Raw genomic sequence first — 13,597 nt, 5'->3', positions numbered from 1 at the left:
GCTTCGGTTCGCTGTTTCCGCCACTGGCGGCGCTCACCTTTGCAGCATCCAGTATTATCTGCGCTTTTGGCTTAGCATTTGCCGCACCTCGCTCGCCGTATCGGCACTTAGAATTATGCGGTATTGCCTTAACTTTTCAAAAGTGAAATCAATGTAAAATACTTTCATCTTACCCAACCACAACAAAAAAGTCAACCGAATCAGAAATTTATGTGGATATATGGCGATATTTTTCAACTACTTTTTGTTGGTTTTGATGATTGACAGTGATGTATACTTGCAGTATCTTGTGTAAAGAACTTATATAAATGTTCTTTACGAAAGAATGGCTGGAAAGACGGTATTCTTATGTTGTATATCGGCGTGGATCTGGGTACCTCGGCGTGCAAATTTCTTCCAAGGACATGATCGCCAGCCGAATGCGCAAGCCGTGGATCTGGGTACCTCGGCGTGCAAATTTCTTCTGGTGGACGAAACCGGCAAGGCGTGCAACCAGGTTTCCCGGGAATATCCTCTAAGTATGCCTCATACGGGATGGAGCGAACAGGATCCTTCCTCCTGGTGGCAGGCATGCCTGGATGGCATCCCGGCTCTGCTGGAAGTCTACGCCACCACCCTGCACTACGCCCCCTGCCACACCGACCCCGCCAACGGATTCAAGGTGCTGGTGGCTCTTCCCAAGGGAACCAACACCGACAAGCCGAATATGCCCATCAAGGGCGGGGACGATGCATACCTCTGGGCCTGCAACAAGTGGCTGCTGGCTCATCCCGATTCCGCCGAGGCCGCCCAGGGCGCTGTGGCGGCCCTGACCGGCGAGAACATTGATATCGAAAAAGATCTATAACTAGAATCATCCACATAGAAAACGGAGGAACTTGAATGAAGTCTACCAACATTCCCGAAGTCCGCCTGGGCATTGTGGCTGTCAGCCGCGACTGTTTCCCCATTGCCCTGTCCACCCGGCGCCGCCAGAACATCGTGACCGCCTGCAAGATCAAAGGCTTTGAGCCTTATGAGTGCAGCGTCACGGTGGAAAACGAGACCGATATGCTCAAGGCTGTCGAGGAGGTCAAGGCCGCGGGCTGCAACGCCCTGACAGTGTTCCTGGGCAACTTCGGTCCCGAGACGCCGGAGACCCTCATCGCCAAATACTTCGACGGCCCCGTCATGTACGTGGCGGCTGCCGAGGGTGACGGCGACATGATCAACGGCCGCGGCGACGCCTACTGCGGCATGCTGAACTGTTCTTATAACCTGGGTATGCGCCACCTGAAAGCCTACATCCCCGAGTACCCCGTGGGCACCGCCGAGGAACTGGCGGACAAGATAGCGGAGTTTCTGCCCATTGCCCGGGCCGTGCTGGGCGTGAAAAACCTCAAGATCATCACCTTTGGCCCCCGTCCTCAGGACTTCTTCGCCTGCAATGCCCCCATCAAGGGCCTGTATGAGCTGGGCGTGGAAGTGGAAGAAAACTCCGAGCTGGACCTGCTGGTGGCTTATAAAGAGCACGCCGACGACCCCCGCATCCCCGAGGTCTGCGCCGACATGGCCGCCGAGATGGGCGAGGGCAAGTATTACCCCGACCTGTTGGCCCGCATGGCCCAGTTCGAACTGACCCTGCTGGATTGGGCCGAAGCCCACAAGGGCAGCAAGAAGTATGTGGCCTTTGCCGACAAGTGCTGGCCGGCTTTCCCGTCCCAGTTCGGCTTTGAGCCCTGCTATGTGAACAGCCGCCTGGTCAGCCGCGGCATCCCTGTCTCCTGCGAGGTGGATATCTACGGTGCCCTGAGCGAATATATCGGTATGTGCGTTTCCGGCGACACCGTCACTCTGCTGGATATCAACAACAGCGTGCCCAAGTACATCTACGACGAGGATATCGCCGGCAAGTTCGACTACAAGATTACCGATACCTTCATGGGCTTCCACTGCGGCAACACGCCGTCCTGCAAGATGTGCGCCGACCGTGCCGTGAAGTACCAGCTGATCCAGCACCGTCTGCTGGAGCCGGCGGGCAGCGAGCCCGACTTTACCCGTGGCACACTGGAAGGTGACATCGCGGCGTCCGACATCACCTTCTACCGCCTGCAGTGTGACAGCGAGGGCAACCTCCGCGCCTACATCGCCCAGGGCGAAGTTCTGCCTGTGGCCACCCGTTCTTTCGGCGGCATCGGCATCTTTGCCATCCCCGAGATGGGCCGCTTCTACCGCCATGTGCTGATCCAGAAGCGCTACCCCCACCACGGCGCCGTTGCATTCGGCCATTACGGTAAGGCGCTGTTTGAGGTGTTCAAGTTCCTGGGCATCGGCGACATTGCCTACAACCAGCTCGACAGCCTGCCCTATCCCACCGAGAATCCCTGGGATTGATTAGAAAGGAAGTCTTTTGTTATGAAATTCTTTATTGATACCGCGAACGTCAACGAGATCCGCGCCGCAAACGACATGGGCGTCATCGCAGGCGTCACCACCAACCCCAGCCTCATCGCCAAGGAGGGCCGGGACTACGCCGAGACGCTGGCTGAAATTGCCACCATCGTGGACGGCCCCATCAGCGGTGAGGTGAAAGCCACCACCACCGATGCCGAGACGATGGTCAAGGAAGGCGAGGCCATCTACGCCCTGGACCCCAAGCACATGGTCGTAAAAATCCCCATGACTGCCGAGGGCCTCAAGGCCATCAAAGCCTTGTCCGCCAAGGGCATCCCCACCAACTGCACCCTGATTTTCAGCGCCAACCAGGCGCTGCTGGCCGCTCGCGCCGGTGCCACCTACGTCAGCCCCTTCCTGGGGCGCCTGGACGATATCTCCCAGCGGGGCATCGAGCTCATCGAGACCATCCACGACATGTTCCTCAACTACCCCGACATCGAGACCCAGATCATCGCGGCCAGCGTGCGCAACCCCATGCACGTGACCGACTGTGCCCTGGCCGGTGCCGACATCGCCACCGTGCCCTACAAGGTCATTGAGCAGATGCTGCATCATCCGCTGACCGATTCCGGCATCGAGAAGTTCAAGGAAGACTACTGCAAGGTGTTTGGTGAGTGATATGACAAAGGAAGAACGTCTGAAGCTGCAGATCGCAGCCTGCAAGGTGCGTATGGGCGTGATTGAATCCACCCACGGTGCCAAAGCCGGGCACCCCGGCGGCAGCCTGTCCGCCGCCGATATGTTTACTTACCTTTATAATAAGGAAATGCGCGTCGACCCAACCAACCCGAAATGGGAGGACCGGGACCGGTTCGTGCTCTCCAAGGGACATACCGCGCCGGGGCTGTACAGCGCGCTGGCCTACCGGGGATTTTTCCCGGTGGAGGACCTGCCCACCCTGCGCCACATTGACAGCTATCTGCAGGGCCACCCCAATATGAACACGGTGCCCGGTGTGGATATGTCCACCGGCAGCCTGGGCCAGGGCATCTCCTGTGCGACAGGCATGGCCAAAGCCGCCAAGTACCTGCACAAGGATAATGTGCGTGTGTATGCTCTCCTGGGCGATGGCGAGATCGAGGAGGGGGAAGTGTGGGAAGCGTTCCTCTTCGCCGCCAAGTACAAACTGGACAATCTCTGTGTCATTATTGACCTGAACGGGCTGCAGATCGACGGCCCCACCAGCGAAGTGATGCCCACCGACCCGGTGGATGCCAAGATGCGGGACTTCGGGTTCCGTACCGTCACCATTGACGGTCACGACTTCGCCCAAATCGAAGATGCGTTCCAGTATTTCCACACCCAGACAGGCGCCCCCACAGCCGTCCTGATGAATACTACCAAGGGTAAGGGCGTCAGCTACATGGAGAACCAGGTAGGCTGGCACGGCAAGGCCCCCAACGACGAGGAATACAAGATTGCCATGGACGAGCTGAACGCTCAACTGGCAGAACTGGAGGCGCAGGTATGAGTGAGGTCAAAAAAATTGCCACCCGCGACAGCTACGGCGCCGCGCTGGTAGAACTGGCAAAAGGTCACCCCGACGTGGTGGTGCTGGACGCCGATTTGGCCGCCGCCACCAAGACTGGCGTCTTCAAAAAAGCCTATCCCGACCGCCATTTTGACTGCGGCATTGCCGAGAGCAACATGATGGCCACCGCCGCCGGTATGGCGGCTATGGGGCTGGTGCCCTTTGCCTCCAGCTTTGCCATGTTCGCCGCAGGCCGCGCCTTTGAGCAGGTCCGCAACTCCATCGGCTACCCCCACCTGAACGTCAAGATCGGTGCCACCCACGGCGGCATCTCGGTGGGCGAGGACGGCGCCTCTCACCAGTGCTGCGAGGATTTCGCCCTTATGCGCTCCATCCCCGGCATGACGGTGCTTTGCCCTGCCGACGACGTGGAGGCCAAGGCTGCCGTCAAGGCTGCCTATGAGCACGAAGGCCCCGTCTACCTGCGCTTCGGCCGCCTGGCCCTGCCAGTGTTCCATGATGAAGCTACCTTCAAGTTCGAGATCGGCAAGGGCGAACAGCTCACCGAGGGCAGCGATGTGGCCATCATCGCCACCGGCCTGGAAGTGAACGAGGCCCTCATTGCCGCCGAGCAGCTGAAGAACGAGGGCATTCAGGCCCGGGTGATCAACCTGTGCACCATCAAGCCGCTGGACGAGAAACTGGTCGTCAAAGCGGCCAAAGAGTGCGGTGCCGTCGTCACCTGCGAGGAGCACAGCATCCTGGGCGGTCTGGGCGAGGCCGTGGCCGCCGTGCTGGGCGAACAGTGCCCCATCCCCATGCGCCGCGTGGGCGTCAGGGACGTGTTCGGCCACTCCGGCCCCGCATGGGAACTGTTGGAGCAGTTCGGCCTGCGTTCCGACGCCATCATCGCCGCTGTAAAGGAGCTGGTGTAAGATGATCGCCATCGGCTGCGACCACGGCGGATACGAACTCAAGCAGAAGATTTTGGCTCACCTGCGGCAGCGCGGACTGGAATACCGGGACTTCGGCTGTGATTCTACCGCTTCGGTGGATTACCCCGTCTATGGCAAGGCGGTGGCCCATGCCGTGGCATCGGGCGAGTGCGAAAAAGGCATCGTCATCTGTAGCACCGGCATCGGCATCTCCATCGCCGCCAACAAGGTGCCCAGCATCCGCTGCGCGCTGTGCGGGGATTGCTTCTCTGCCAAAGCCACCCGCCTGCACAACAACGCCAACGTGCTTGCTCTGGGCGCGCTGGTCACCGGACCCGGCCTGGCGCTGGAAATCGTGGACATCTTCCTGGACACGCCTTTCTCGGAGGAGGAGCGTCACAGCCGTCGGGTATCCCAGCTGGAGGAAGAATAATGTTTGAACTGTGTGCATCCATTCTGGCCGCCGACTTTGCCAATCTGGAGCGGGACATGCGGGCGGCCAATGCCGCCGGTGTGGATGCCTTTCACATCGACGTGATGGACGGGCACTTTGTGCCGGCCATCTCCTTTGGTACGGGCATGGTGCGTACGATGGAACGCCTGACCACCAAACCCCTAGACGTTCACCTGATGGTGGAAAAGCCGCTGGATTTTCTGCCGGAACTGGAGGAACTGGGGGTAAAGCGGGTCTCGGTCCATTACGAGATCCCGGGCGGGCCGGAAGCGGCCCTGCGGGCCATCTGCGCCGCCGGGATGCAAGCCGGGCTGGTACTCAACCCCGAAACGCCGGTGGAATCGGCCCTGCCGTACCTGGCCCAAATTTCGCAGCTGCTGCTGATGACGGTACACCCCGGTTGCGGCGGGCAGGTCTATCTGCCCGGCAGCAACGAGAAGATCGCTGCTGCCAAAAGTCTGCTGCAAGGGCAGGGGAGCAATACCGTCATCCAGGTGGATGGCGGTATCACCCCCGGTACCCTGCCCGGCGCCTATGCGGCCGGGGCACGGAGCATTGTGGCGGGTAGTGCGGTTTTCTATGGAAACATATATCAAAATGTGTGTGCATTGCGTTCGGAGAAGGCAAAACCGTAGATGTTTGTAGTAAAAGGCGGCACCAAAAAAAGAGCAGACTGTTTGGCAAATGAATGTACCGCAAAATCTGTATGGGTTAATTGCCCGGTTTGCCACAATAAGACGAAAACAAAGATTTATCAAGATACATTGGCGCTTCGTTTCCCGATGTATTGCCCGAAATGCAAAAAGGAAATGCGGGTAGATATCATCCGAAGAAAAATCTATCCCTGCACAAAGGTCTATAAATAGCAGCAAGGCCCGCTTTTCATGCAACTGAAAAGCGGGCCATCAGTAAAAGAAGTAAAAAAGTAGTGCAAAACAAAAATGCTGCCCAAAAGAGCAGCAATCCAACATTATTGGCCGGCATCGTCGTCTGCGCACATTGCGGGGCGAAGATGTCGGCCTTTTTGCATCAACGTCCTGCCGTTCTCCCTGCATGGATTTCCTGCCCCCTTCCGGCGGCGTTTTCCGGCTCTCCCTTGCGGGGTCATCGCCGTGTATCCCATGCAGACGGTCATGCGGTTTTCAAGGTGCAACAGGCAAAACGGAAACAAAAAAGCCGTCACAGAACAGACCAGCCCTGCCTTCGCTTTTTCTGGAAGGTCATGCTAGTCGGTTATGTAACGGCTGAACGAATATGTAAAAATATGTTATATTCAATTGTTGGGATAGATTACCACAAAAATCGAGCCGTGTCAACGTGAACTTGTCGGGGCGAGGCCCCTCCATCTTGCTGCGCAAGACCGTTCTGTCGCTTAAAAGCCCCACTGGGGCTTTCATTGCTCCGCTGCGCTGCGCAAACGCGAACTTTTGAGAATACGTCACTTTCGGCAGTGTGCAAGAAAAAACAATGAAAACTTTGGCAAAAAGAGAGAGGGCTGGACGGTGCCAGCCCTCTTGACAAGGAAAAACACAAGGCTCTTTATTATGATAAAGCTATAAGAACAGGATAAAGACAATTATTTGAGATTTTTGAAAAAACGGAAATCATTTTGATGATATGGGACGTTTTAATAGACAGGAAGGGGGTGAACCGTATCCAGACAGAATTATTGCTGCGGAAAGTGCAGAGCGGAGATACAGGTGCGTTGGACACTCTGATTACAGCGTACTACCCACAAATTCTGAACTATTGCCGTTGGCATACAGCGGACGAGCAGCAGGCGCAGGATGCAGCACAGGAAACCTTTTTGAAAGCGGTGCGCTGGCTGGATTCCTGTGGTGGATTTCAGGGGGCATTCCGTCCCTTTCTGTACAAAATCGCAAAAAACATTTGCATCGATCTGAACCGTACGATGAAGCGGACGGAGGTATCACTGGAGAGCTTGCCGGACGAACCCGCCTATCAGGAAAGCGGCTTTGCTGCGGCAGAGGAGAAAGCAAACCTGCGAGCGCTGACGGCCCAGTTGGAGCCGGAACAGCGGGAACTAGTATTGCTGCGGTTCGCACAACAGCTTAAATTGCGGGAGATCGCGCAGATCACAGGTCTGCCCCTGCGCACGGTGCAGTCCCGCCTGCGTGCCGCATTGAAAACCTTGAAAATGCAATTGGAAAAGGAGGACTGGAGATGAATCGAGCCTTTGAAAAAGAACTGTCCAGAGCACTGGCGGCAGAGCCGGACACAGCTGTCCCGGAAACGCTGCTGCGCCGCTGCCGGGCGGAACATGTCGTAAAACAACGGAGTGATTGGCGTGATTTGCTGCACTGCCAGTTCAAATTGCTGGGCTGGAAGGTCTGGGCGTTGGAAGCAATGGCGGCACTGGCGTTGTACAGTGTGGGTCGGGAACTTGCCCTGTGGGAGAAGGCATGGACATTACGCAATGCACTGTTTGGTCTGAGCACACTTGCCATGCTGACAGCCCTGCTCGGTCTGCCGTTTTTATACCGGGCAAGTCAATATAAGATGCTTGAACTGGAACAAGCCACATATGCAGGAATCGGTCGTCCACTGGTGATGCGGTTTTTGCTGCTGCTGGCGGGGGAAACAATCCTGCTGGGAGTGCTGGTACTCAATGTGCGGGCAGCCGTGCCATGGAGCATCGGGCGACTGCTGGCGGTGCTGACCGTGCCATTCCTGACCGCAAACAATGAGCTGCTTCTGCTGCTGCGCTGGGTGCGCCCGGAATTGATGATGACCGGGGCTGTACCACTGTTTGCAGGGCAGCTGTGTTTGCTGCGGTTCGTGCAATTATCGGAACTGCCGAAAGGTCTGCCACTGGCGGCGGGCGTGCTGGTGCTCTGTATGGTGTTGCAGTGCATCCGGCTTGCCGCCCGGTCAGAATATATTGCAGAAGCTTGAAAGGAACAAGTCATGGAACTGAAAATTCAGAATATTACAAAGCGATACCGGGATAAAACGGCGGTGGATGATGTGTCCATCACTCTCACGCCGGGTGTGTGGGGACTGCTGGGGGCGAATGGTGCAGGCAAAACAACCTTAATGCGGATGCTGGCGGGCATTCTGCGGCCCAGCAGTGGCCGGATTTTGTGCGATGGGGTGGAGATTGGGACGCTTGGTGCGGCCTACCGGGAAAAGCTGGGGTATCTGCCGCAGGAATTCGGGTTTTACCCGGAATTCACGGTGCAGGACTATCTGGAATATATGGCGGCGCTCAAGGGTCTGCCGCGCACAGAGGCTGCCCGGCAGATCGACGCACTGCTGGAGCGGGTAAGCCTGACTGAGGTGCGCCGCAAAAAGATCGTGAAGCTTTCCGGCGGTATGAAGCGCCGGGTTGGTATCGCACAGGCACTGCTCAACGACCCGGAAATTTTGATTCTAGATGAGCCCACGGCAGGGCTGGACCCCGGAGAACGGGTGCGCTTCCGCAATCTGCTGTCGGAGTTTGCGCAGGAACGGATCGTTCTCATTTCAACGCATATCGTTTCGGATGTGGAATACATTGCGGCCGAAAATGCCGTGATGAAGGCTGGCAAAATCATTGCACAGGACACCACCGAAGGGCTGGTAAAGCAGATCGAAGCCAAGGTCTGGCAGGGGAACATCCCGATGGAACAGCTTGCCCGGTGGGAATACCGGCTGCGGGTAGTGAACCTGCGCAACGAGCCGGACGGAACGGTAACATTGCGGTATCTGGCGGATGCACCGCAGCTGCCGGACAGCGTCCCGGCACAGCCCCGGCTGGAAGATCTGTATCTGTGGCTGTTCCCGGAGGAAATGGAGGAAGCAAAATGAACCTGTATCGTTTGGAATTGAAACGTGTGTGCAAAACTCGTATGACAGCTATTCTGCTGGCCATTGCACTGGTGCTGGCCGTGGTTATGGCATATCTGCCGGTGACCTTTATCGGCTGGACGGAACTGGATGCCAGCGGAAACGAAGTGCGTTACACGGGTTTGAAAGCAATTCGGAAACGGCAGGAGCAGCAGGTATCCGATACCATCACGCCGGATGTCATGCAGGAAGCACTGGAAGCCTATCAGCGGGTGTACCGGCAGTATGATGCAAGCTCCATCAACGATATCCCGGTCGAGGTATTTTATAAAGAACTTGCCCGGTATCAGCCTCTTGTGAACAACGCAAAGGAAGCCTTTGCCGACCCGAAAACCGGCATGGCACCGGGCGTGATGGGGCTGACCGCAGAGGATATGCAGAACTTTTACAGCCAGCTCCCCAAACGGCTGGAATCGGTGATCTGGCTGGAACAAAGCGGAAAGCCCGGCTATGAGCAGGCGCAGGCCATTGCACAGAAAAAGTTCGATGCTGTACAAAAACCGTTCACCTATTCATTTGGAGTCAGTCCAGACGCAATGGATTACCAGACCCTGTTGAGCTTGCTGCTCACCCTGCTGTGCGCGGTGATTGCGGCCCCGGTGTTTGCATCGGATGCACAGACCGGGGCGCAGGACATCCAACTGTGCACAAAAAACGGCGGTCTGCGGCTAGCAGCGGCAAAGCTAGCGGCGGCGTTTAGTATCACAGGGGCGGCGTATCTGCTCTGCGGCGTGGTGTGGATCCTGGTTACGAATGCTCTATTTGGCTGGGAAAGTACCCAAACTTCCGTGCAATGGCTGTTTTCTGTGACCAGCCTACTGCCGTATACCGTTGGCCAGATGGAGTGGGTCATGCTGGTGGCAAACTTCCTGATCTTCTTTGCGGAGGTGGCCTTTGTGCTGATGGCATCCGTATGGGCCAAGAACAACCTGACCGCTTTGTCTGTGGCGCTGATCAGTGTGGTGGCACCGCTGATTGTTTATATGGTCGTGCCGGGTTCCTTTGGAGAATGGCTGTCCACCCTGATTCCGGCAGGGGGCATTGGGCTTTCCAATGCATTGCTGTATAAAATGATCAGCTTTGATTTTCTCTATGCAGGCGGGCATGCCTTCTTTCAGGCAGATGTACTGCTGGCATCGACACCGATCAAGATCGTTCTGCTCGTTGGATTGGCAGCATGGGGGTATCTGCGAAAGACCAAGGTAGCTTAAAAGGAAACGCTACTGAAAAAAGTTCATCGGATGCATAGAAAACTGCATCGGATGAACTTTTGTGTCCTAAGCTCCCTGCCATGAATCATAGTTGTTGATGTACATTTGATGCGCGGTCTAAACAGGCAAGATTGCAGCTGCCGTTTTGGGCTCGAACCCGACCGTTTTCCCGGCTTTGAATAAAAATCCGATACCTGATCCAGCGCAACTTTGTGTTCCGCGGCAAGGTCGACCTTGCCAAGCAGATCGCCTGGTGCTGGCATTCTGTCTGATCACCTGCTTCGTTAACTTCATCAACCGCGTGTGAGCGGCGGTTGCGGGCCTGCTGGTGCCGGACTTTATCTATAACATCGGAACCACGATGCTCAACGGTGACATTTTGATGCTGATCTTCTTCTTTGTCAACAAAATCATCTTCCCGGAGAGGGAAGCAAAAAAGTATAGGGCAATACCGCATGATTCTAAGTGCCGATACGGCGAGCGAGGTGCGGCAGCTGCTAAGCCAAAAGCGCAGATAATACTTTGTGTATTATCGAGCATTTTGGCAACGCAGATGCCGTGCCGCAGCCGCCGGAGCGGTGCTTAAGCCGTAAGGCGGGAATTATGCGGTGTTGCCATAGGAATAATTTCCAGTATTGTGTGCAAAAGCCCTCTGCTGTAAGGCGGGGGCCTTTTTGTATGCAGGTATAGCAAAGCGGGCGGCCCAATGGGCACACATTTTGGCTGAAACGACTGTTTTGTGCAAAAAGCCTTTGCAGCGTTTGCGCTTTTGGAGACAGTATGCTATAATAACCTATAATGTGTGTAGTATACCCTGCATACAATACTGATAACGCTGCCGCACAGGCAGCCAAAAAACAAAAGAAAGAGTTGATGGTTCTCCAATGGACGATGGCAGTAGTATATTTATGATCACCGCACTGATCGTTTTGATCATGTTGTCGGCCTTTTTTTCGGCATCGGAAACAGCATATTCCTCGCTGAACATGATCCGCTTAAAAAGCCGCGCGGAGGATGGCGATAAGCAGGCAGCCAAGGTTCTGGCCCTGGCTGAACGGTATGACAGCCTGCTGAGCACCATTCTGATCGGCAACAACATTGTAAACATCGGTGCGTCTTCGCTTGCAACGGTGCTGTTCAGCCGGTTGTTGGGCAATGCTTACGGCCCCACGGCTTCCACCATTGTCATGACCTTACTGGTTTTGACGTTTGGCGAAATCACCCCCAAAAGCATGGCGAAGGAAATGCCGGAATCCATTGCAATGGCCTTTGCGCCGGCGCTTGGTGCCCTTGTGGCGGTATTTGGGCCGCTGAATTTTATTTTTGGCAAATGGAAAAGCTTTTTGGCCAGCCGCTTTTATACCGACGAAAAGGACACCATTACCGAAGGTGAGTTGGTAACCATGGTGAGCGAAGCCGAAAAAGACGGTGAGCTGACCAACCGCGAAAGCGAGCTGATCCGCAGCGCCATTGAATTTGACGATGTGGAAGCCCAGGACGTTCTGACCCCGCGCGTGGATGTGATCGCCGTGGCGGATGATACCCCTATGGACGAAGTGACCGAAACTTTTGCAGACAGCGGCTATTCCCGCCTGCCGGTATACCACGAAACCATTGATAACATCATTGGCGTGGTACATGAAAAAGACTGTTTTGCCGCCATGCGCAAGGGCGATGAAGATGTCAAGCTGGAAAGCCTGATCGGCCCCACGCTGTACACAACCAGCGTGACCCCCATCTCCGCTTTGCTGCGCACTTTGCGGGAAAGCAAGCACCATATGGCAGTTGTGGTGGATGAATACGGCGGCACTGCGGGCATCATCACGCTGGAGGATATCCTGGAAGAGCTGGTTGGCGAGATCTGGGATGAACATGATGAAGTGGTGGAGGATATCCGCCAGCAGAGCGATGGCAGCTGGCTGATTGCCGGCGGTGCCAGCGTGGACGATGTGGCCGAGGAGCTGGATATCCGCGATAAAGAGGAAATCGACGCGGTGGCCATCGGCGGCCTGGTGCAGGAAAAGCTCAGCCGCCTGCCCAAAGTGGGTGACCATTTTGTGTGGGGCAGCTTTGACGGTACCGTGACCCGTGCCACCAACCGCCGCGTGCAGGAAGTACGCCTGGTAAGCCGCCCGCCGGAGCCGGAAACCAAAAAGCCGGACCGCCGCGACCGCGACAAAGACTGAGAACGCGATAAATAATGCAATAGAGAACCTGGGAAGAACAAACTTCCCAGGTTCTTTTTTGTGAATTTTTGAGGCGGGTCCTGGTATGATGGAGATAGGAGTTAGTCAAAAATAACGCAGGGGTCTGAGGAGGGAACGTTTATATGGAAGTACAGAAATTTGGCAAACAAAACAGCCGCAAAATTATGCTGCTGCCCGGCAACATGATGAGCTGGCGCCAGTTTGAAGCGGTGATTCCGCTGCTGGAAAAGCAGTACCATGTGATCGCCGTCAGCACGGACGGCTATGATGATACCGGCAAAACTACCTTTACCACGGCGGAAGCAATGGCCGAAAAGCTGGAACAGTATATCAAAGAAGAACAGGATGGTGCCATCGACCTGGTGCTTGGCGAATCCATGGGCGGTGCAACGGCAGGTATGCTGTTCCACCGGCAAAAAGTTAAGATAGGCGCTATGATTTTGAGCGGCCCGCAGTACATGAACCTTGGGATGTTCAGCTGGGTGCTGACCGCCATTGTGCCGCGCAGCCAGTATAACCTGACAAAGAAGATTCAGTCTGTGGATAAGCTGCCGTGGATGCTGCGGCTGTATACCCGCGGGGACGACCAAAAGCTGCTGAACCAGTTCCAATATGTGGCAAAAAATATCTCGCTTGCTACATTGGAAAATGCCACCAAGGAAGCCCTGCGCCTGTACCCTGTGATCGACACTTTTGCCCCTGACCCGGAAGCAAAGGTGGCCATCTGGTACGGTTCCAACGAGCCGAACATGAAAAAAGCGATGCAGAAATTAAAACGCGCCTACCCCAACGCGCAGGGCCACCCCTTTGTCGGGTACGGCCACGGCGACATCATTGGCCACCCGGATGTGATGGCAAGGGACATCATCGCCTTTATGAAAAGCTGACGCTCGGCGAGGGATCCGGCACGGCGCATTGCAACCCATTGACGCGGTAGGAAATGGTGGTATAATTAAAGCAATACCGCATAATTCTAAGTGCCGATACGGCGAGCGAGGTGCGGCAGATGCCAAGCCAAAAGCGCAGATAATACT

The 13,597-nt window shown here is 55.9% G+C and carries 14 protein-coding genes; all 14 read left to right on the top strand.

Translation table 11 applies throughout. From position 1 onward, the window contains the following. The first annotated feature begins 325 nt into the window (after positions 1-325). The 14 genes from C4885_RS17100 to C4885_RS12560 all read left to right on the top strand — a co-directional run bounded on the left by C4885_RS17100 (position 326) and on the right by C4885_RS12560 (position 13,450). Complete coding sequence (locus C4885_RS17100) at positions 326-847, top strand: DUF4867 family protein (protein ID WP_242979595.1); 522 nt, start codon at positions 326-328, stop codon at positions 845-847. Between the two features lie 35 nt (positions 848-882). Further along, the gene (locus C4885_RS12635) at positions 883-2,373 is read left to right on the top strand and encodes an L-fucose/L-arabinose isomerase family protein (protein WP_114000681.1); all 1,491 of its coding nucleotides are present in this window, start codon (positions 883-885) and stop codon (positions 2,371-2,373) included. 21 nt (positions 2,374-2,394) lie between these two features. Further along, positions 2,395-3,054: a fructose-6-phosphate aldolase gene (gene fsa / locus C4885_RS12630; RefSeq protein WP_114000680.1), complete on the top strand. Its 660-nt coding sequence runs from the start codon at positions 2,395-2,397 to the stop codon at positions 3,052-3,054. A gap of 1 nt (position 3,055) precedes the next feature. Then, positions 3,056-3,907 carry a transketolase gene (locus C4885_RS12625; RefSeq protein ID WP_114000679.1) on the top strand — a complete coding sequence of 284 codons (852 nt, stop codon included), beginning with the start codon at positions 3,056-3,058 and terminating at the stop codon, positions 3,905-3,907. Next, positions 3,904-4,842, top strand: a complete 939-nt coding sequence (locus C4885_RS12620) for a transketolase family protein (protein ID WP_114000678.1) — start codon at positions 3,904-3,906, stop codon at positions 4,840-4,842. Before C4885_RS12625 ends, C4885_RS12620 begins: the two co-directional genes overlap by 4 nt. Before the next feature lies 1 nt (position 4,843). Continuing rightward, positions 4,844-5,275, top strand: a complete 432-nt coding sequence (gene rpiB, locus C4885_RS12615; protein ID WP_114000677.1) for a ribose 5-phosphate isomerase B — start codon at positions 4,844-4,846, stop codon at positions 5,273-5,275. Then, complete coding sequence (locus C4885_RS12610) at positions 5,275-5,931, top strand: ribulose-phosphate 3-epimerase (protein ID WP_114000676.1); 657 nt, start codon at positions 5,275-5,277, stop codon at positions 5,929-5,931. The genes rpiB and C4885_RS12610 overlap by 1 nt, the downstream gene beginning before the upstream one ends. Beyond that, entirely contained in the window at positions 5,932-6,162 is a 231-nt protein-coding gene (locus tag C4885_RS12605; RefSeq protein WP_114000675.1) for a cysteine-rich KTR domain-containing protein, read from the top strand. A 746-nt stretch (positions 6,163-6,908) separates the two neighbouring features. After that, positions 6,909-7,484: an RNA polymerase sigma factor gene (locus C4885_RS12590; protein WP_114000673.1), complete on the top strand. Its 576-nt coding sequence runs from the start codon at positions 6,909-6,911 to the stop codon at positions 7,482-7,484. Further along, entirely contained in the window at positions 7,481-8,212 is a 732-nt protein-coding gene (locus C4885_RS12585) for a hypothetical protein (RefSeq protein WP_114000672.1), read from the top strand. Before C4885_RS12590 ends, C4885_RS12585 begins: the two co-directional genes overlap by 4 nt. A gap of 12 nt (positions 8,213-8,224) precedes the next feature. After that, positions 8,225-9,106, top strand: coding sequence for an ABC transporter ATP-binding protein (locus tag C4885_RS12580; RefSeq protein WP_114000671.1), 882 nt, complete (start codon positions 8,225-8,227; stop codon positions 9,104-9,106). After that, a complete protein-coding gene (locus C4885_RS12575; RefSeq protein ID WP_114000670.1) occupies positions 9,103-10,356 on the top strand; it encodes an ABC transporter permease subunit in 1,254 nt (417 codons plus the stop codon). The genes C4885_RS12580 and C4885_RS12575 overlap by 4 nt, the downstream gene beginning before the upstream one ends. Positions 10,357-11,240: 884 nt before the next feature. Further along, positions 11,241-12,542 (top strand): HlyC/CorC family transporter, encoded by a 1,302-nt coding sequence (locus C4885_RS12565; RefSeq protein WP_114000669.1) that lies wholly within the window; start codon positions 11,241-11,243, stop codon positions 12,540-12,542. A 143-nt stretch (positions 12,543-12,685) separates the two neighbouring features. Continuing rightward, positions 12,686-13,450, top strand: coding sequence for an alpha/beta fold hydrolase (locus tag C4885_RS12560; protein ID WP_114000668.1), 765 nt, complete (start codon positions 12,686-12,688; stop codon positions 13,448-13,450). Positions 13,451-13,597: the final 147 nt, after the last annotated feature.

This window comes from Subdoligranulum sp. APC924/74 (assembly GCF_003324125.1).
Lineage (GTDB): Bacteria > Bacillota > Clostridia > Oscillospirales > Ruminococcaceae > Gemmiger > Gemmiger qucibialis.
The sequence above is the reverse complement of the archived record's forward strand: the minus strand, read 5'-3'. Positions and strand labels throughout refer to the sequence as shown.